We start from the raw sequence: 18,125 nt of genomic DNA, 5'->3' as shown, positions 1-18,125 counted from the left end.
TCTCTATAATGACAATAAAGAACGATAATGCAAGATTATCGGGCGTATTGCTGTAGAGACATGGCGTGCGGTTATGCGCATATTTTTCGAGATAACTGCTCATTGGATTTTTGTCGGCTGCACCTGATCCGTCCGTCGTCTCCGCGTAAGCCCACGCTGGCCTGGCTGAAGATCTCCGGAAGATCGATCGCCATGCGCCCACAGTCCTTCGCAGCGGGACACTGCTCCCGCCTCTCGCAAGGGTTTGAAATAGCACGATGATCTTAAGCGATCCTCACCAGTGCGCGCCGGCTGCTATGTTTCGCCGGGCTCTGAAATTTGCCATCCGGGCTGTGCCAAGTAGGTATGTTAACAGTGACGAGCACCCGATCATTCAGATCACCAGGATTTCGATGTGGGATGACGGGCCATGACAGACCACGACCCGCTTATCGCCGCCATCGCTTTCCCGCCGAGATCATCGCCCATGCCGTCTGGCTTTATTTCCGTTTTCCTCTCAACTTGCGAATCGTCGAGGATACTCTGGCGGCCCGAGGCATTATTGAATTGCACCAGACGGTCCGGCTGTGGTCAGAGAAGTTTGGAGGCGCCTTCGCCAGCGAGATTCGCCGCCGCAATGCCGAGGCGGCCAAGCCCTTGATGAGCAAGCTCTTGAAGAGCCAGGGCCGAGCGCCGCGGGTTATGATCACTGACAAGCTTCTATCTTACGTCGCTGCAAAGTGCGAGATTATGCCCGGTGTCGAACACCGTTCGCATAAGGACTTGAACAATCTAGCGGAGAACTCCGACCAGCCAATCCGGCGACGGGAGCGGATCGTGAAGCATCTCAAGTCTCAACGCTATTTGCAGCGGTTTGTCTCCATTCATGATCCAATCGCCAATCTGTTCCACATCCCCCGACACGACATTTAGTCCAGGCATCATCGCGAAATGCGCTCAGAGGCGATGAACTTGTGGGCGAAAATCGCTCGGACATGAACCGCCGTGGTGCAAGCGGGCCACCATTGCCTCGCGCCCATTAAGTTTATGATGCCCATGACGTGCACTTTGCGCTTTTCTCCAGGAGCGGGCTAGGCCGCCGTCACCGGTATGGTGCTTTCGCGGGACCATGTCAGCGTGACGGCTTCGCCGTCGTCGTGGCTCACCGATCCGGTGTTGGGCAGGCCGACGCGGATTTCGCGGCCGTTGTGATTGACGAACAGCGTCGTGCTGTTGCCGGCAAAGAGCCTGCGCTCGATGCGGCCGTCCAGCACGTTGTCCAATCTCGGCTGTTCAGCCGAGACGATCCGGATCCGCTCCGGGCGAACGGCGCAGCGAATTTTTCCGGATTGTGTTTCGCGGCCGGCGGCGACAGACACGGCACGCCCGTCGGCTAGCATGATATCACCGTCTTGCCAGTCGCCCTCGAAAATATTGGCGTCCCCGAGGAAGGTCGCGGCAAACAGGGTCTTCGGGCAGTTGTAGATGTCTTCCGGCCGTCCTTCTTCGATCAGTCTTCCATCCTTCAGGAGGCCGATGCGATCCGCCATGGTCAGGGCTTCTTCCTGGTCATGGGTGACGAAGACGGTGGTAATGCCGATTTCCCTTTGAATGCGCTTCAATTCGACCTGCATGTCGAGACGCAGGGCCTTGTCCAGTGCTCCGAGCGGTTCGTCGAGAAGCAGGACGCGAGGATTGATGACGATCGCGCGCGCGAGCGCCACACGCTGGCGCTGGCCGCCGGAGAGCTGGTGCGGCTTGCGGCCTTCGAGTTTGCCGAGTTGCACGAGGTCGAGGGCGTTCATGACCTTCGCTCGCATCTCCTCGCGCGCGACGCCGCGCACGCTGAGTCCGAAGGCGACATTGTCGAACACCGTCATGTTGGGAAACAGCGCATAGTTCTGGAACACCATGCCGATGTTGCGCTTTTCCAGGGGAACCCTCTCGACGCTTTCGCCGTTCATCTCGATGTGGCCGGTATCGGGATAGTCGAAGCCGGCGATCATCCGCAACAGCGTGGTCTTGCCGCTGCCGGACGGGCCGAGAAGTGCGTAGAAACCGCCATCCTTGAAGCGTACCGAGATATCGTCGAGCGCCTTGTAGATGCCAAAGCTTCGTGACAGGTTTTTCACCTCGACGCTGGCCATCAGCTATTTCCTCCGAATTTGTAGAAGCGGGCGGTCACCAGCATCAGGACCATGGACATGACGATGATGATCGTCGACACCGCGTTGATCTCGGGCGTGAAGCCCTTGCGGATCGCTGCGTAGATTTCGACCGGAAGCGTCGTCTGCCCCGGGGTCGCCAGGAAATAGGAGACGACGAACTGGTCGAAGGAAACGGCGAAGGCGAAAAGTCCGCCGGCGACGACGCCCGGTGCAAGATAGGGCAGGGTCACCCTGCGGGTGATCTGCCACTGGCTGGCGCCAAGCGAGCGGGCCGCCTCCTCAAGCTCTGGCGCGAAGGTCTGGAGGCGGGCATTGATCACGATGATGACATAGGGCAGGGCGAGCGCCACATGGCCGAGTATGATGGCGTGCAGGCCGCGGCCTATGCCAATGCCGTAAAAGAAGACGAGCATCGCCGTGCCGGTGATCAGCCACGGAATGGCGATCGGCGGCAGCAGCAGCGCCTGAAGCAGCTTCTTGCCCCTGAATTCGTAGCGGAAGAAGGCCAGCGATGCGGCCGTACCGATGACCGTCGCGACGATCGTGGTGATGACGGCGATCTCCAGGCTGTTGAGGGCGGCGCCGATCAGCTGGCCGTCTTGCGACAGCGCCCGATACCATGTCGTCGACCACTTTAACGGCAACTGGTAGAAGGGCGAGGCGTTGAACGACATCAGACCCATGATGACGATCGGCAGATAGAGGAAGGCCAGGAGAAGGCCGACATAGAGGCGCCCGATGGAGTTGAGGAAGCGCGTGGTCTTGCTCATGCGGCTTTCCTCATGACGGGGGAGGCCAATGCCAGGATGGCTAGGACGAGAGCCAGCAGGATGAAGGAGAGGGCGGCTCCCAGCGGCCAGTTGAAGACGGCGACGAACTGGTCTTCAATGACGGTCCCGTAGAAGGTACCGGTCCGTCCTCCGAGGATGCGCGGCTCCATGAACGAGCCGATCACCGGCACGAAGACGAGAACGGCTCCGGCGATGATGCCCGGCAGCGACAGCGGGAGAATGATGCGCCTCAAAATCCTGAAGCGCGATGCGCCGAGCGACCGTGCCGCCTCGATCAGGCTGTCATCGATCGCCTGGATGCTGAGGTAGCAGGTGAGCACGATATAGGGCACATAGGAATGCACGAGGCCGATGATGACGGCCGGATAGGAATACATCAGGTCGATATTGACCTTGAATGGCAGGATAGCGTTCAGCGCCGTATCCAGTATGCCGCCGCTGCGCAGCACCATCGCCCAGGAGAAGATGCGGACGAGGCCGTTGCTCCAGAAGGGGAGGATGACAAGTAGGAAGATCGCTTCCCGTGTTCTGCCCTTGAACACCTTGGCCAGCACATAGGCTGACGGGAAGCCGAGAATGATGCACCAGACCGTGACCTCGAAGGCGAGGCGCAGCGACGACACCAGAAGCTTTGCGTAGACGTCGCTCGAAAAGAAATCGGCGTAGTTCGACAATGTCAGCGACCAGGGCTTGCCCATGAAGGGCATGTCGCTGGCAAAGCTGAAGAAGACCATGGCCGACAATGGCAGGAAGATTGCCACCATCAGCCAGAGATAGGCGGGAAGGAGCAGCGGCGCGGCGGCATTTACCGTCGAACGATGCCCGAGCCGGGATTGTGATGCGCCCATGCCGAGCTCCTTCCTCCGATCGTGGTTACTTCACGTTGACCTTCAGTTCCTGCCAGATCTGCAGGTACTTCTCGCGGTCGGCATCCGAGACGGGCGCCTGGAACTGGATGCGCGCTGCGACCTGCGGGTCTCCCATGACCTTTCGGTTGAACGCGTCTTCCGGCAGTTCGGCAACGGCCGCGGTATTGGCCGAAACCGGTGCGCCGACCTTGTTGTCCCATTCCACGTAGAACGTCGGATCGATCATGTAGTTGATGAAGGCTTCCGCGCCCTCGACGTTTTTCGATCCCTTGGGGATGGAGAAGGCATCGAGCCAGCCGACCGCCCCTTCTTCCGGAACGACGAAGGTGACCGGAAGGCCGAAGTTCTTCTTGGCGCGCGACGCCGAACCGCTCCAGTAGGTACCGACGTCGATCTGGTTGGCGGCAACCATCTGGTTCCAGTCGTTCTCCGCACTCCAGAACGTGCGGATCTGTGGCATCAGGGACGCAAGCTTGGCTTTTACTGCATCCATGTCCTTGATGTCGTTGATGTTCTGCCCGGTCGCAATGGCGCCGAACTGAATGGCTTCGAGGGCGTCGTCGCGCAAGACCACACGCCCCTTGTGGGCTTCATCCCACATCACCTGGATGGAGGTCGGGGTCTTGTCGAAGGCCTTGTCGTTGACGGCGATGGAGGTCAGTCCCCAGACCCACGGCACGCCATAGGTCTGGCCGTCGTGGTTGAGCAGCGGCGACTTGGCCTTTTCCTCGCTGATGTTCGCCGCATTGGCGATCTTGCTGGTGTCGATCGGCTGGATCAGTCCTTCCAACGTCGCCTGGTCATTGAAGGCAGCATTGATCATCACGACGTCGTAGAGGCCGGGATTGGTCCGCAGCTTGGTCAGCATTTCCTGTTCGGAATTGAAGTAATCGTTGATGACCTTGTTGCCGGTGGCATTTTCGAAGGCTTCCACGGCCCACGGTTCGTCGGTCCCATAGCCCTTCCAGTTGAGAACATGGACGTCGGCTGCCATTGCTCCGGATTGCATCAAGACTGTCATGATGGCGGTGGTCGCCAGTATCGAATAGGATTTCATGTCTGCTTCCTCTCAGATTTGATGTGCCTGTTCTTCTTCTTTGTCAGTCGATTATGGGTTCCCCGGCACGTTGCAGGAATTCTTCGACCTCTTGTCTGTATGGGGCATTCGAGCCGCCGCGGCGGGTTGTCGAGATGGCGGCAGCGGCATTGGCAATGCGCAGGGCATTCACGGGCGGCTCATTGCGGGCAAGCGCTGCGGCCATCGCGCCGGAATGCACATCACCGGCGCCATTGGTGTCCACCACGTGGACCCGGAAGGCGGGAACAAAGGCGGGTTGCTCGTTTCTCAACGCAAGCAGCGCGCCATCGCCCCCACAGCGTATGATCACGCCTTTCGCATGCGGACAGGATCGTTCAAGCAGCCTTGCCGCCAGATCCTCCAGACCGGCTTCACCGGCGATTACCGTTGCTTCCGCACGGTTGCAGGTCAGCCAGTCGGCGCGCTTCATGACCCGTGCCAGGATATCCTCCGGGATATGGTCGACCACGCCGGTGGGATCGAACATGAAGGTCACATCGCCCGGCAGGCCTTCTATGAATTCTGCCAGGGTGTCGCGGCATTCCGGATAGGCGAGCGTGTATCCGGAGGTGAAGAACCAGTCTCCGGCTTTCGAGCCGATGGATCGAAGATCGTCGGCCTCTAGGAGGGCCTCTGCCCCCTGTCGGGAGACGAAGGTTCTTTCCCCGTCTGCGGTGACCAGCACCACACAGGTGCCGGTGTCCGTGCCGGCTGCTCTGGTCTGGATGCAATCGATGCCTTCCGCCTGGAATGCGGCTGCGAGGAGCGCGCCTACGGGTCCCGACCCGATCTTGCCGGCATAGGCGCAGTGGAGGCCGCTTCGATGCGCCGCGACCAGCATGTTGAAGCCTCCGCCCGGCAGGGCCGAAAAGCCTGACGCCAAGAGGTCTTCGCCGGGCATCGGCAATCGGTCGATCTCATAGACGTAATCGACGACGGCGCTGCCGATATGAAATAGCCGGGGTTCAGCCATGCCGCACCTTCCCGCCCTCGGCCAGTGCCAGGCGACGATCGACAAGGGCCTCGGCCAGTGAGCGGGCCTTCTCCGGATCGAACCCCTTGAGAGCGGCAATCAAGTCGTCCGCGACCGACGAGAGACCATCGCAGGCGCCCGCCATGGAGCAGGCGATGGCGCCGATCGTGTCGGTGTCGCCGCCGAGATTGGCGGCGATGACGGCCGCCTTCCAGCAATTGCCATCAGCCAGGGCCAGCACCGCGAAGGCGGCCGGAACGGATTCCTGCGAGGCGACGCTGGTGCCGATGAGATCGAACATTGCTTGGATATCCGCTGCGGTTCGGGCCTGTTCGGCCAGGGACACAGCCCAGGCGATCCGCGCAGAAATGCGTCCGCCGGCAATCCAGGCTCCTTCGCTTTCCGCAGCCTTCGCGGCTTCCAGTGCGGACGGTATGGCTTCACGCCACCCAGCGCCGTCCAGCCCGCAGCTGACGACGGTGGCGACGGCCGCCGCGGCGGCAATGGCGATCGAGGTGTTGTGGGTCGAGCGGCACGTCTCGGCAACGGTCTGCAATAGTTCGCTTGACGGCGGCAGCATGATGCCGGCGGGTGCTATGCGCATGGCCGCACCGTTCGTATCGCCATATCGGCCTGCTTGTTCCGGCGGAACGCCGGCATTGATCGCGTCGATGGCGCGTTTGGTCGAAGGGCCGAGGAGATCATAACCGCCACGGGCGCGGATGCTCTCTTCCCAGGACAGCAGCGCATCGATCCACAGTCTGTGATCGAAACCGGCTTTGGACTGGAGAAGAACGTCGCCAAGAAGCAGGGTCTGCTCCGTGTCGTCGGTGATCGTACCGGCCGCAAGGCCCCGGGAAACTGGGTGGTCGGCGCTCGGCGCGACAAAGCTCTCGACGTACCCGTAGATTTCGGCAATCCGCTGCGGCGAGAGAAGTTGTGTCGGCATTCCCATGGCGTCGCCGATTGCGCCGCCTGTCAGTGCCGCTACTGCTCTATCGACCATCTTCTCGCGGGATACCGTCATGCTCAAAATTCCAGATGAAGTGCAAAATATGTGGGGTTCAAAAGGCTGGTGACATATTCGATCGGGCGGCCGTCTGCGCTACGCGACAGGCGTCTTGTCCGCAAAAAGGCGGAACCTTCGGCACATTCGAGAAGGGCGGCATCGTCTGCGGACAGCAGGGCGATATCGGCCCACTCTTCGCCGTTCGTCGGAATGAGCCCCGCGACGCGCAATGTCTCCCGCAGCGAGCCCGACTTGAGGCCGCTTAGCGGGACGCTCTCCAGTTCCGGAAGCATCGGCAGACGGCTCCGCTCGAGCGAGACGGGAACCTGTCCCTCGGACAGCCGGCGCAGGCGATCGACGGCGATGAAGGTGTCGTCTTTGATTGAAAGCTGTTCCGCAAGGTCGGGGTCCTGCAGCATCTCTATCCGCAGGACGCGCGTTTCGGTCTGCGCTCCGGCATCGGCAAGGGCTCTCGACCAGCCGGCTGCATCGTCGATGGTCTTTCCGTTGAAGGTCACGAATGAGCCGATCCCGACCTTGGTGGTGATGAGACCGCGGCTGTTTAGTTCTTCCAATCCCTTGCGAAGCGTATTGCGGCTCACCGAAAACCGCCGGACAAGCTCGTTCTCGCTCTGCAGGCGATCGCCGAAGGCCAGTCTGCCGGAGCGGATTTCCTCTTCCAACACGCTGGCGATCTGCTGTGGCTTGGCCACGCCAGGTTCAAGTTTGACTTTCATCGCGCATCATCCTGGGATCAACTTGTTTAATGAACCTGTTCAAACCTGTTCATAGACTTCCATGCCTGGATGCATTCGTCAATCGGAAAAATCCTGCTCTCAGAAATGTGGGGAACGTTCTCGCGGCCATGGAAGCGGCGATCAACCCTTCCCAAGTGAGAACCGAATACTTTCTGGTGAACTGTCAACCAAACACGGAGACCGAGGTTCCGAATTGGCTTTCTCTCGATCGGGGATCTCTGGCTTGCGCGGCTGGATAAGTGAAGGCGGTGGCGTTGCCTTAACCGCGTTCGAGTATCTCCGGTGCAGAAGAAAGAGAGTAGCGAGAGTAAAGCCATTCCGTGAAGACGACGGCCGCTGGTGAGCGCCATTCGGATTCGATAAGATAGTAGGCGGTGCCGAGATCGATTTCACCGTCTAGCCATGCCCTTAAGCTTCCATCCGCGCCAACTCCCCCGTGACAGAGCGCCAGCCGAGCATTACTCCCTGTCCGTCGAGGGCGGCTTGGGTCGCCGGGACGTAATTGTCGAACGTCGAACCCTTGGTATTTGGTCGCCGGATCGAGCAGCGTTCCAGGCACTTTTGCCGCCCCGCCCAGTGGGAGTTCTCGGGGCTGATGACATGGATCAGCGGCCCCGTCTTTAGGGTCTGGCCCTCCGGGTTACGAACTATTCACTGATCAACTTTGCTTCCTTAAGAAGCCAATCGGCGACCAAGGTTGCCACATGATCACTGTTGTCATCCATCATCGGCATATGAGAATTGCCCCGTATGCCTTCCTTAGGTAGATCCAGCTGAAAAATTCGGCCACCACGGTCGCGCATAAGCTCGCAGTGTTGAAGAACCTTCGCTTTATAACCCTTCCATGCAGCATGATCGTCGCAATAATCACCCCAGACGTAGAGATGAGGCACTCGGGAGGCCTTCTCGAACTCGACGCCGTTTAATGTCGGAGCGCCCGCCGGCTCGATTGCCACGATTGCGGCGACATGCTCTGGCTTCTGCGCCGCGATCTGTTGTGCGAACCATCCACCCTGACTATGGGCGATAATGATCGCAGGACCCACCCGGTCTAGCAATTTTTCATAAGCGGCAAGCGTTCGCTCGTTGTTGGTAGTCCAGCGCGCTACAAATTGGGCAGAAAGCTTGTCAAAAGCTTCAAGAGGAAAGCGCTGCCCTTCATAGCCGTGTCGCTGCGCAGGATCTTCGTGGTAACCTTCCATTAAACCCATGCGAAACAGTGTCCACGCATCCTCTTGAGTCCGAAAAAGCGGACTGGTTTCATATATTTCCGGAAACGGTGCCCAAGAAGCGCGACCGCGCTCCACGGCATCCGATACGACCACGTCGTAACCTTGGCGAAGGAAGAAACTCTGCCATCCCGGACGCCCGTCAGGAGTCGTTTCCCAAGTTACACCCGACATAGCCCCACCGTGCCAAAACAGAACCGGCAGCTTGTACTTCGGAGCGGCCTGCCTGAAGTGCTGTGCATAAAGTTGGCCCACATGGTAACCGCCGTTGAGATCAACCATCCTGGCTTCGCCGTTGGTCGATACCTTGACTTCACGTTTCAGTTGGCCCTCGAGTCTTCTGATCCCGCCACCAATGTGGAAGGAGGAGATTTCGCTGAGTACAATTGGCTGTGCACTCATCACCACTTGACCTCACCAATATCGCTGGCGGCAATTTGCATGGGATCGATTGCGATGACGCGGACACGAATTGGGACATCAAGGAGATCATGAAGCCGTGATGCTATTTGATGCGCCAGATCATCACGGTCAGCCTTGGTGCGTTCATCGGATGCGCGGTGATTAACAACGACCGATATGGGATAGCCTTTGGGCACAGCAATTGCTGCCACCATGGATATCTGAACCTTGAGGGGAGAGGCCCCCAGCAACCGAACCAGCTGCTGTTCGATAATGCTTCCTACCTCAGCCGCCTTCGCAGCCGCCTCCCTTACGATGTCCGGTGCAATGATAACCTGTACGACGGGCATGAGAATTCCCTGCAAAAGCTAGTTTTTGTTGAATACGAAAGCCGGAAGCCAGGTGGAGATTTCCGGTACGAATGTGATGAGCGCCAACAGTGCAGTCATCAGGACGATGTAAGGGCCCACGCCTTTGATGACATTTGCAAGAGGGGTATTTGCAATTGACTGCAGCACGTAGAGATTGAGCCCGACCGGCGGCGTCAGCAAAGCGATCTCCATATTGATGACGAGGATGACACCGAAATGGATCGGGTCTATTCCGAGGTGATGAATGATCGGGATCACCAGCGGCACAAAGATCAAGATGACTGAGATGACCTCCAGGAACATGCCCAGAATGAACATCACCACATTCGCCACGATCAGGAATTGCCAAGCGGAGAGGTTTGCATTGGTCACCGCTTGACCCAACATCTGCGTCACGCCGGCGGCAGTCAGCCAGTGAGCGAAAGTCAGCGCGCTCAGAACGATGAAAATGATCACAGCCGTCTGCCTCACCGATTCCGCCAGGATCGGCAGCACGTCCTTCAGTCCAATGTCCCGATAGAAAAGCAGGCTGACGAGAATGGCCACGACGGCAGACAACCCTGCAGCCTCCGAAATCGTGACAACGCCTGAATAGATGCCGCCCAAAATGATCACCGGAACGAGCAGTGCCGGCAACGCACGCACGTGAGCCTTCCAAAACGCCACGCGATCCAATTTCGGCTCCAACGGAAGATCGTGTCGCTTCGCAAACCAGACGATATAGATGATAAAGATCACGGCCTGAAGCAGGCCCGGGATGACACCGGCGAGAAACAGGCGTGGCACGGATTCGTCCGCAATGATGCCATAGATAAGCATGGCCAGACTTGGAGGAATGAGAATGCCGAGTGTACCACCCGCACCGATTGTGCCGGTCGAAAACGAAATCGGATAGCCGCGATCCTGCATTGCCGGAACCAGTACCGCTCCAATCGCCATTGCGGTGGCGACGGACGATCCGGATATAGCCGCAAAGACACCTGTCGCCATGATGCAGACGATCGCGAGTGCGCCTTTTCGCTGCCCAACCCAGGAGGCTGCCAGATCAATAAGGGCCTTGGCGACACCGCCTCGCTGCATAAACGTCGCAGCGATGACGAAAAGTGGTACGGCGACCAAGGTGTAGGAATTGAGATGATTGGAAAACTGCTGGCCGAATCCGACGAGAGGCTTGCCATCAATCAACCATGCAAAGAGCGACAGGCCCGACAAGGAAAGGAAGATTGGAACGCCGGCCAAGAGCAGCACGATGAAGGCTACCACAATGCAGAGCAACAGCATGTCAGCTCTCCGCTCTCAGAAGGGCAATGAATCGGATTGCATATTGCAAACCCGTCAATGCGAAGCCGAAAGGTATGGACAGGTAGAAGAGCCACATGGGGAAACGGATCGAACTGTCGCTTTGCTCGCCAAAGCGCAAAGCAAATTCAACGGACAGGGATCCGGCATAAACAATGAACGCCGACACGAGCAATCCAAACAAAGCGGTAAACATCTCGAAGTAGCGCCGCTTAGCCATGGGTATCGTCTGCAATACGATGTCGACCCCGACGTGCAGATTCTGTCTCACCATCTGCCCGGCACAAAGCATAATTGCCCAGCCGATGAGATAAATTGTGACTTCCTGACCCCAATCTGGGAGATTTCCGGGGGAAATAAAGCGAATTACCGCTTCAGAGACGACCAAAAGGCAGGCTGCCAAGGCAAAAATGCCGATGATGGAATTCTCGACCGCGCTAATTTTCTTCCAAATGTTATCCATTGCTACCACAAGGTCCCGCTGTGCTTGATGAAAGACTGAAAAATTGGAGGTCAACATCGATGTCGACCTCCCTCATCGGAATCATTGCACGAGGATCTTCCGCGCTTTGGCGACGAGATCGGGGTCCATGCCCAAGGTATCAACCAGTTCCGGCTGCGCCTCGAGAAGCTTATTCCGCATAGTGGCGAGATCGGCATCCGAGGGTTCTACAGACGCGATACCGTTCTTGGTGTTGAGTGCGCGTGCTTCGTCCTGACGCTGGTGCGCCGTATCGCGTTGGGCATCTACCATGCCGTCCCACGTCTGCTGGAAAAGTGATCGCAATTCTTCTGGCAAGGCTTGCCAGGCGCTGGTGTTCATCAACGGCACATATTGGACGATGGCTTGCCGGTCATCCAGGCCATACTTCACACCGGCATCCCACAATTTCGCGCTGGCGAGAGATTCCTGCGTCGTCCACAGAGCGCTGATGGTTCCGGTCTGCAATGCCTGAGGGACATCGGGCCAGGCGACTTGAACTGGCGCTGCTCCCATGATCTCGTATCGCTTTATCGTTGCGGGGCCACCGGGCACTCTCACCTTCAGGCCCCTCAGATCAAGCGGAGAGTGAAGCTCTGTAGTGGTCGAGAAGACCGTACCGAAGCCGAGATCGATTGGCCGCCCAATGACGGTTACCCCAAGTTTGTCTTCGATCTTTGCGTTCAATTCCTTGCCAACGTCACCATCGATCACATCGTAGATTTTCTCGCGCGGTGCACCGTAAAACATCGGCAGTTGCTCGAGATCGGCATCCGGCACGAACTTTGAAATCAGCTGATACTGCGGAATTGCCATATCGATACTGCCCTGCGCCACGGCAGCAGCCGCCTCGACATCCTTGAAAGCCGAGGCGGCCTCGAGGATCGTCAAATGCAGGCGACCTTGCGACGCTTCTTCTATCTTCGCAGCAAATTCTTTCAGCCAGACATTGCGGACATGCTGCGGGCTTGTATCCAGAGTTACTTTCAGGGTGAAGTCGTCAGACATTGCCGACGTTGATAAGCCGGCGAGAAGGCCTGCAGCCGTTAGAACTGTCAAAAATTTCATCATCATCCTCCCGTGATCATTCTGCTGAAAGGAATATTTGAATCTCTCAGATATTTCTCATATTTGTTTTCCATGTTGGCATAATAAAATAGTTATGGGGACGATGCGGAACCTATCTTACAGATTCGATCTCTCACGGCTGGCTGCATTCATCGCGGTTTGTGAAGAGTCGAGCATTACCCAAGCGGCCCAAAGACTCGGTGTTGCCCAGCCCGCGCTCTCGGCAACCATTCGCCGTCTGGAAAGCGATACCGGCGCGACCTTGTTTAATCGTCTCCCACGAGGAATGGAGATCACAGAAGCGGGAAAACTCCTGCTTGAGCGCAGTTATGAAATCTTCAGCTTGGTTGAAGACGCCGAGCAAAGACTTCTTTCTGTGAAAGACGAACCTCACGGCGAAATTGCGATTGGCCTCCCCCCTTCCGCCGCGACGGTTCTGACCTATCCGCTTCTCACTCTCCTGAAGCGCAAGTATCCCCGCGTAGCCGTTCGGTTGGTGGAGGCTTTGTCTGGCTACCTGTTTGACTGGCTGCAAGGGCGCGAGCTCGACATTGCCGTGACTTTCAATAGCAGCAGCACTGAAAGCATCGTCAGTTGGCCTATGCTGCGCGAAGAGATCATGTTGATTGGGCTTTGTGACTCAATTGAGGGACTTCCTTCGCCTTACCCCTTGGATAGGCTGGACCAGCTGCCGCTAATCGTCACCTCTTCTCGACATGGTTTGCGGCAAAACATGGAAAATCAGCTGGCGCTGGCCAAGCGAAAGCTCAACATTAAGTATGAGATTGATGCCGGTCACCAGCTGGTCAAAATGGTCAGCTCCGGCGAAGGATTTGGTATTTTCGCGCGCAGCGCATTTCATGCGGAAATTGCGGCAGGGAAGGTTTCTTGCTCGCCGCTCCGCCCCGCCTATACGCGTGATGTTTGTATATGCCATCGCAGATCGGCGTCGGCGGATCGCACCGTTCAATTGGTTGCTGAGGAGATCAACGCCTTGGCGAAGTCACTCGCCTTGGACGGGACATGGCCCGCCGAAATTATCGACACTAGCTAGATTCGAGATCGTCGATGGCCCCAATCCAAGACTATCGCCTGAACGGAAAGGATGAATCTTCTCGCGCCCAGATTGTAAGAATGGGCATTTGGCGATCATGCATCGCATAATGGCTCAGTCCCGCAAGTCGAGATGGGTGGCGACCATTTTGGCAATATCCGTGAAGGCAATCTGGCCCAACGCTTTTGGGGGCACATGGGGGCCGGTTGCAAGCACCGGCACCCGTTCGCGGGTATGGTCGGTGCCGGGCCAGGTCGGGTCGTTGCCATGGTCGGCTGTGATGATAAGCAGGTCGCCTGGTCGCAGCTTCGCCAACAACTGCGGCAGTCTCGTGTCAAAGGTTTCCAGCGCGCGGGCATAACCCGAGACGTCGCGGCGATGACCCCAGAGGCTGTCGAACTCGACGAAGTTGGCGAAGACCAGGTCACCGGAGCGAGCGCGATCACACCAGTCGAGCACATGATCAAACAGCGCCATATCGTCTTTACCCTTGGAGACATCCGTAATGCCTTTCATGGCAAAAATGTCGCCGATCTTCCCGACCGCATGCACCGCCCCACCTGCGGCGATCACCCGGTCACAAATTGTGCTATCCGGTGGAGCGATGGCGAAATCCCTGCGGTTGGCGGTTCGGCTGAAGGTGCCCGGGGTCTCGCCGACGAAGGGACGTGCAATCACGCGGCCAACATTCAGCGGATGGAAAATTTCAGCCGCTATGCGACAGGTCTCCAGCAAGCGCTGTAGTCCGAAGTGATGTTCATGAGCAGCGATCTGCACGACGCTGTCGGCGGAGGTATAAACGATCGGTTTTGCGCTTTCGATGTGCTGTAGGCCGAAAGTGTCGATCACCTCGGTGCCTGAGGCGTGGACGTTGGCGAGCGTACCAGGGAGGTTCGCGCGATCTATCAGTTGTTCCATCAGGTCTTCGGGGAAGGCTGGAACGGTCTTCGGGAAATAGTGCCAGTCCCGAGTTACTGGCAACCCAGCCAGTTCCCAATGTCCGGATTGAGTATCCTTTCCGAGGGAAATCTCTTCAGCCACGCCCCACTGCGCCTTTGGGAGGGCAGTGAGTCCCGGCGCAACATTGCCCGAGGCGAGCTTGATGGCCGCACCAAGCCCGAGCCCATCGAGATTTGGGAGTTCCAGGGCACCGGTCCTGCCGGCCTCAGCCTCGCCGCGTGCACAGGCTTCGGCAATGTGCAGCAGAGTATTTGCCCCGTGGTCGCCATAAGCGGAGGCATCAGGCGCGCCTCCGCAACCGACGGAGTCAAGAACACAAAGGAAAACACGGGTCATGGACGTCTCAAGACAGCTGGAAGCGGCTTAGAGAACGGCGCCGTATAAGCTCGATGATTTCGTAAAATGCCCAACCGATCAGGGACAGCAGCATGACCATCCCGATAACGACCGCAGTGTCGCTGTTCTCCTGGCCGGAGGAAAGGAGATAGCCGATCCCCTCGTTGGCGCCAATCAGTTCGCCGATGACGGCAGCCGTCATCGCGAGCGTCGTTGCGACTGCCATGCCGGCAAGAACCGACGGTAGCGCCGAAGGCAGCTCAATATGGCAAAACCGCTGCCATGGGCTGAGCTTCAGTACGGCGGCCAAATCTCGAAAGCTGCCTTCGCCGTAACGTAGGCCGGTGACCATCCCGGCCATCACGGGGAAGAAGGTGACGATCGCAATCAGCACGATCTTTGGGGTTGGGCCAATGCCCAACCACAAGAGAAGAAGAGGAGCAATCGCGATCTTCGGGGCGGTCTGTAGGAGCAGGATTAAAGGCGTGGCAAAGCGTTCCACTCTTGGGAGCCAAGCGAACACCACGCCGGCGAGGATGCCGACGAGTGTTCCTGCGATGAAGCCTCCTATAACTTCTGACAGTGTCACCCAAATATGCCGGGCGAGTTTCGCATTCTCGAACAGGAAGACGATACGATCGAAAACCGCAACTGGTCCCGGCAGTAGATAAGCCGGGACATTGAACAGGTAGACGATTGCCGTCCATATGACGAGGGTCGCGAACAGACCCGCGATGCCACGCAGTAACATGACTATTTACCAATCATGGAAGGGTCGACGACGAAGTCTTCGGCCTTCGGAGCGCTGTCGATAACTTTGTATTCGGCGAGGATGTCGGCATTCTTCTGCCAGCCGGCCATGTCGGCGGCCCCGAGACCTTTTTCCTTTGTGAGCGGGCTCTGCCAGACGGAGGGAACGAAGGTCTGTTCGAAAGCGGTCGTCAGGATGCCTTTCTGGTCTTTTGGCCAGGTTGGGGCATACTTGTCGAGCGCGATATCCAGAGCTTCGTTGATATGGCCGTCGATCACCCACTGATAGGATTGAGAGACGGCGGTGGTGAAGCGCTTGACCAGGTCGGGATTTTCCGAAAGCTTCTTGTCGCTGGTTACGACGACGTTGCCGAACGAGGGCAGGAAGTCATTCGACAGGATCATTGTAACCTTGGTGCCGTCTGCCTCGAGGTTGTACTTCCGCAGTTCCGAGAAAACTATTGCGTCCACTTGGTCGGCCTGTAGGGCCTGCACGATGGCACCAGTGGCAACCACTTCGACAGAGACGTCATCGATGGACAGGCCAGCCTGTTGCAACCCGACCTGCAATTGCAGATAATTCGGGCTCGCCAGGCTGGTCACGGCAACTTTCTTGCCTTTCAGATCAGCATAGGTCTTGATGCCACTCGACTCTTTGGCGATCAGGGCGCCGATGCCGCGCTGATAGGTCGTGTGGACGACCTTTACCGGCAGGCCATTGGCGGCAGCGGCAACGACCGCGTCACCATTTGGGAATCCGAAATCGACATTTCCGGCAGCGATATTGGTCAGGATATCGGCCGCGGCCGCGTAGATAAACTCCACTTCGATCCCGTTCTTTTCGAATACACCATTTTCCACTCCGGCATAAAGCGGCGCGTAGAACGGCACTGCGGCACCGTCGATCTGCATGACGACCTTGTCGGCCGCATGGGCGGACATCGCGAATATCGATGATGTAAGGAGAGCGGCGAGACTTGCGGCGGTGGTTACGCGAAAATGCATCATGATTTTCTCCTGAGTTCCCGTTTATTGGAGGAAAATGCCCTTCCTGCTATTCGCAGAAGGTTTCGTTGAGTGCTTTCGTAGTCATCAAGCCACGCATCGGTGGCGCGATTTCCATGGATGCCAAGAAGGCATCCGGTTTCGAGGCCGATCGCTGCGCCGACCGTCATCGTGATCTCGCTCTCCATCTCGACGCCGATGGCGCCCAGAGCCTGGACATGATCGATAGCGTCGAGGACGAAATCCTGATCGTCTCCCGTTAGGCGATAACGCCGGTCTTGCCCGAGGTAATAGCTGTCCGTGGAGGCGACCATGCCGGGCCTGCAGGTGAGGCCAAGTTCAGATGCAGCCTCCATCAAGCCGGATAGAATGTGTGGTGACGCCACCGCCTTGCCGCCTGCTTTGCGATATGTCAGCGCAGTTCCAGTGTCGCCAATCGCGCGATCGACTGCGACAAAGGAGCCGGGTTCGTATTCTGCGACAAGTGCCGACATGCCGCCGATTCGAATAACGCGCTTGGCACCAAGCATTGCGAGTTCGACGAGGGCGATTTCCGTCGATGGACCGCCGATGCCCGTGGAGCAGATCGTCAGACGCTGACCTTCATATGTACCGGTAATGACTGCAAATTCGCGCTTGCGGCCAAAATCGGTGACGTCTTCGAGCATATCGGCCAGCAGACCGACCCGGTCGGGATCTCCGGGAGTCAGGACATTTTCTGCGATATCCCCGGGACCGCAGGGCAGATGTGGCGGACGGCCATTCTTCCAGGGAAAGGCGGCGCTGGTCATTTTTGAGCACCCTTCCATGCGAGAAGCCGGTTCTCCAATACGGTCAGCACTACATGCAAAAGAAGGCCAAGCAGCACTGTTACCAGCACCGCTGCGAATAGAAGCGGCGTCTTGTATGTTGCTGCGGCGAACGTCATCAGGTATCCGATGCCGACTTTTCCTGCCATCCATTCAGCGAGCACGGCACCGACCAGCGCCTGTACCGCCCCGATCTTTAAACCGACGAAGACCTCTGGCATGGCAGATGGCAGTTCGATCTGCCGAAAGCGCTGAAGGTCGGATAGGCCGAGCAGGCGCGAAAGATCTTTCATCTTGGAATCGAGTGAGCGAAAGCCGGCAACGGCCCCCACAAAGACAGGGAAGAAAACGAGCGAGAAGATCAGGACGATTTTGGACAGGATACCGAAACCAAACCAGACGACGAAGAGTGGGGCAAGTGCAATTTTCGGTGCGGTTTGGAGGATGACCAGAGGCCCGTCCAGCCAAATAGCGAGTTTCGGGAAACGTGTCATGACATAGGCGATCAGCACGCCGGCAACGCAGCCGAGAAAGAGCCCGAGGATTATGTTTTGCAGGGTGAAGGCAAGATGGATCCAAAGTTCGCCATTCAGCGCGATGGTCACCAGCGCATTCCACGTCTTGCTCGGTGAAGGCAGGAGGTAGGTCGGCAGCGCCATTGGCCCGGTGGCAATCCACCAGACAGCAAGCAGCGTGCCGAGCGCTGCCGCATAATCGACCCAAGCGCTCAATCGCC

Annotated in this window: 18 protein-coding genes and 1 pseudogene; 2 read left to right on the top strand and 17 right to left on the bottom strand. The window is 57.9% G+C overall.

Annotated features, from left to right (window positions below):
- Positions 1 to 399 precede the first annotated feature (399 nt).
- Positions 400 to 909 (top strand): annotated as a pseudogene (locus NN662_RS20795) (IS6 family transposase); the annotation flags it as partial.
- 161 nt (positions 910 to 1,070) lie between these two features.
- Here NN662_RS20795 and NN662_RS20790 read toward each other — a convergent pair.
- The 12 genes from NN662_RS20790 to dctP all read right to left on the bottom strand — a co-directional run bounded on the left by NN662_RS20790 (position 1,071) and on the right by dctP (position 12,475).
- Positions 1,071 to 2,126, bottom strand: coding sequence for an ABC transporter ATP-binding protein (locus tag NN662_RS20790; protein ID WP_261932327.1), 1,056 nt, complete (start codon positions 2,124 to 2,126; stop codon positions 1,071 to 1,073).
- Positions 2,126 to 2,917: an ABC transporter permease gene (locus tag NN662_RS20785; RefSeq protein WP_261932326.1), complete on the bottom strand. Its 792-nt coding sequence runs from the start codon at positions 2,915 to 2,917 to the stop codon at positions 2,126 to 2,128. Before NN662_RS20785 ends, NN662_RS20790 begins: the two co-directional genes overlap by 1 nt.
- Positions 2,914 to 3,786 carry an ABC transporter permease gene (locus NN662_RS20780; protein ID WP_261932325.1) on the bottom strand — a complete coding sequence of 291 codons (873 nt, stop codon included), beginning with the start codon at positions 3,784 to 3,786 and terminating at the stop codon, positions 2,914 to 2,916. Before NN662_RS20780 ends, NN662_RS20785 begins: the two co-directional genes overlap by 4 nt.
- 25 nt (positions 3,787 to 3,811) lie before the next feature.
- Positions 3,812 to 4,864, bottom strand: coding sequence for an ABC transporter substrate-binding protein (locus NN662_RS20775; protein ID WP_261932324.1), 1,053 nt, complete (start codon positions 4,862 to 4,864; stop codon positions 3,812 to 3,814).
- 43 nt (positions 4,865 to 4,907) lie between these two features.
- Positions 4,908 to 5,858, bottom strand: a complete 951-nt coding sequence (locus NN662_RS20770) for a PfkB family carbohydrate kinase (RefSeq protein WP_261932323.1) — start codon at positions 5,856 to 5,858, stop codon at positions 4,908 to 4,910.
- Positions 5,851 to 6,885, bottom strand: a complete 1,035-nt coding sequence (locus NN662_RS20765) for an ADP-ribosylglycohydrolase family protein (protein ID WP_261932322.1) — start codon at positions 6,883 to 6,885, stop codon at positions 5,851 to 5,853. The genes NN662_RS20770 and NN662_RS20765 overlap by 8 nt, the downstream gene beginning before the upstream one ends.
- Positions 6,886 to 6,887: 2 nt before the next feature.
- Positions 6,888 to 7,604: a GntR family transcriptional regulator gene (locus NN662_RS20760; RefSeq protein ID WP_261932321.1), complete on the bottom strand. Its 717-nt coding sequence runs from the start codon at positions 7,602 to 7,604 to the stop codon at positions 6,888 to 6,890.
- Between the two features lie 668 nt (positions 7,605 to 8,272).
- Complete coding sequence (locus tag NN662_RS20755; protein ID WP_261932320.1) at positions 8,273 to 9,256, bottom strand: alpha/beta fold hydrolase; 984 nt, start codon at positions 9,254 to 9,256, stop codon at positions 8,273 to 8,275.
- The gene (locus NN662_RS20750; RefSeq protein ID WP_261932319.1) at positions 9,256 to 9,606 is read right to left on the bottom strand and encodes a hypothetical protein; all 351 of its coding nucleotides are present in this window, start codon (positions 9,604 to 9,606) and stop codon (positions 9,256 to 9,258) included. Before NN662_RS20750 ends, NN662_RS20755 begins: the two co-directional genes overlap by 1 nt.
- 18 nt (positions 9,607 to 9,624) lie before the next feature.
- Positions 9,625 to 10,908 carry a TRAP transporter large permease gene (locus tag NN662_RS20745; protein WP_261932318.1) on the bottom strand — a complete coding sequence of 428 codons (1,284 nt, stop codon included), beginning with the start codon at positions 10,906 to 10,908 and terminating at the stop codon, positions 9,625 to 9,627.
- Between the two features lies 1 nt (position 10,909).
- Positions 10,910 to 11,446: a TRAP transporter small permease gene (locus NN662_RS20740; RefSeq protein ID WP_261932317.1), complete on the bottom strand. Its 537-nt coding sequence runs from the start codon at positions 11,444 to 11,446 to the stop codon at positions 10,910 to 10,912.
- 24 nt (positions 11,447 to 11,470) lie between these two features.
- Positions 11,471 to 12,475 carry a TRAP transporter substrate-binding protein DctP gene (dctP, locus tag NN662_RS20735; RefSeq protein WP_261932316.1) on the bottom strand — a complete coding sequence of 335 codons (1,005 nt, stop codon included), beginning with the start codon at positions 12,473 to 12,475 and terminating at the stop codon, positions 11,471 to 11,473.
- Positions 12,476 to 12,512: 37 nt separating this feature from the next.
- Between dctP and NN662_RS20730 the strand changes: the two genes are divergently transcribed.
- Complete coding sequence (locus tag NN662_RS20730) at positions 12,513 to 13,529, top strand: LysR family transcriptional regulator (protein ID WP_261932315.1); 1,017 nt, start codon at positions 12,513 to 12,515, stop codon at positions 13,527 to 13,529.
- Between the two features lie 114 nt (positions 13,530 to 13,643).
- On the opposite strand, the gene NN662_RS20725 is transcribed toward NN662_RS20730, so the two are convergent.
- From NN662_RS20725 to NN662_RS20705, 5 genes are read right to left on the bottom strand one after another with little or no spacing between them, the layout of a single operon-like run.
- Positions 13,644 to 14,825 carry a phosphopentomutase gene (locus NN662_RS20725; RefSeq protein WP_261932314.1) on the bottom strand — a complete coding sequence of 394 codons (1,182 nt, stop codon included), beginning with the start codon at positions 14,823 to 14,825 and terminating at the stop codon, positions 13,644 to 13,646.
- A 7-nt stretch (positions 14,826 to 14,832) separates the two neighbouring features.
- Positions 14,833 to 15,576 carry an ABC transporter permease gene (locus tag NN662_RS20720; RefSeq protein WP_261932313.1) on the bottom strand — a complete coding sequence of 248 codons (744 nt, stop codon included), beginning with the start codon at positions 15,574 to 15,576 and terminating at the stop codon, positions 14,833 to 14,835.
- Between the two features lie 2 nt (positions 15,577 to 15,578).
- Entirely contained in the window at positions 15,579 to 16,583 is a 1,005-nt protein-coding gene (locus NN662_RS20715) for an ABC transporter substrate-binding protein (RefSeq protein ID WP_261932312.1), read from the bottom strand.
- Positions 16,580 to 17,371: a nucleoside phosphorylase gene (locus tag NN662_RS20710; RefSeq protein ID WP_261932311.1), complete on the bottom strand. Its 792-nt coding sequence runs from the start codon at positions 17,369 to 17,371 to the stop codon at positions 16,580 to 16,582. Before NN662_RS20710 ends, NN662_RS20715 begins: the two co-directional genes overlap by 4 nt.
- Positions 17,368 to 18,120, bottom strand: a complete 753-nt coding sequence (locus NN662_RS20705; protein ID WP_261932310.1) for an ABC transporter permease — start codon at positions 18,118 to 18,120, stop codon at positions 17,368 to 17,370. Before NN662_RS20705 ends, NN662_RS20710 begins: the two co-directional genes overlap by 4 nt.
- Positions 18,121 to 18,125: the final 5 nt, after the last annotated feature.

This window comes from Rhizobium sp. NRK18 (genome assembly GCF_024385575.1).
Classification (GTDB): domain Bacteria; phylum Pseudomonadota; class Alphaproteobacteria; order Rhizobiales; family Rhizobiaceae; genus JANFMV01.
This window is presented reverse-complemented; position numbering and strand designations above follow the sequence as displayed.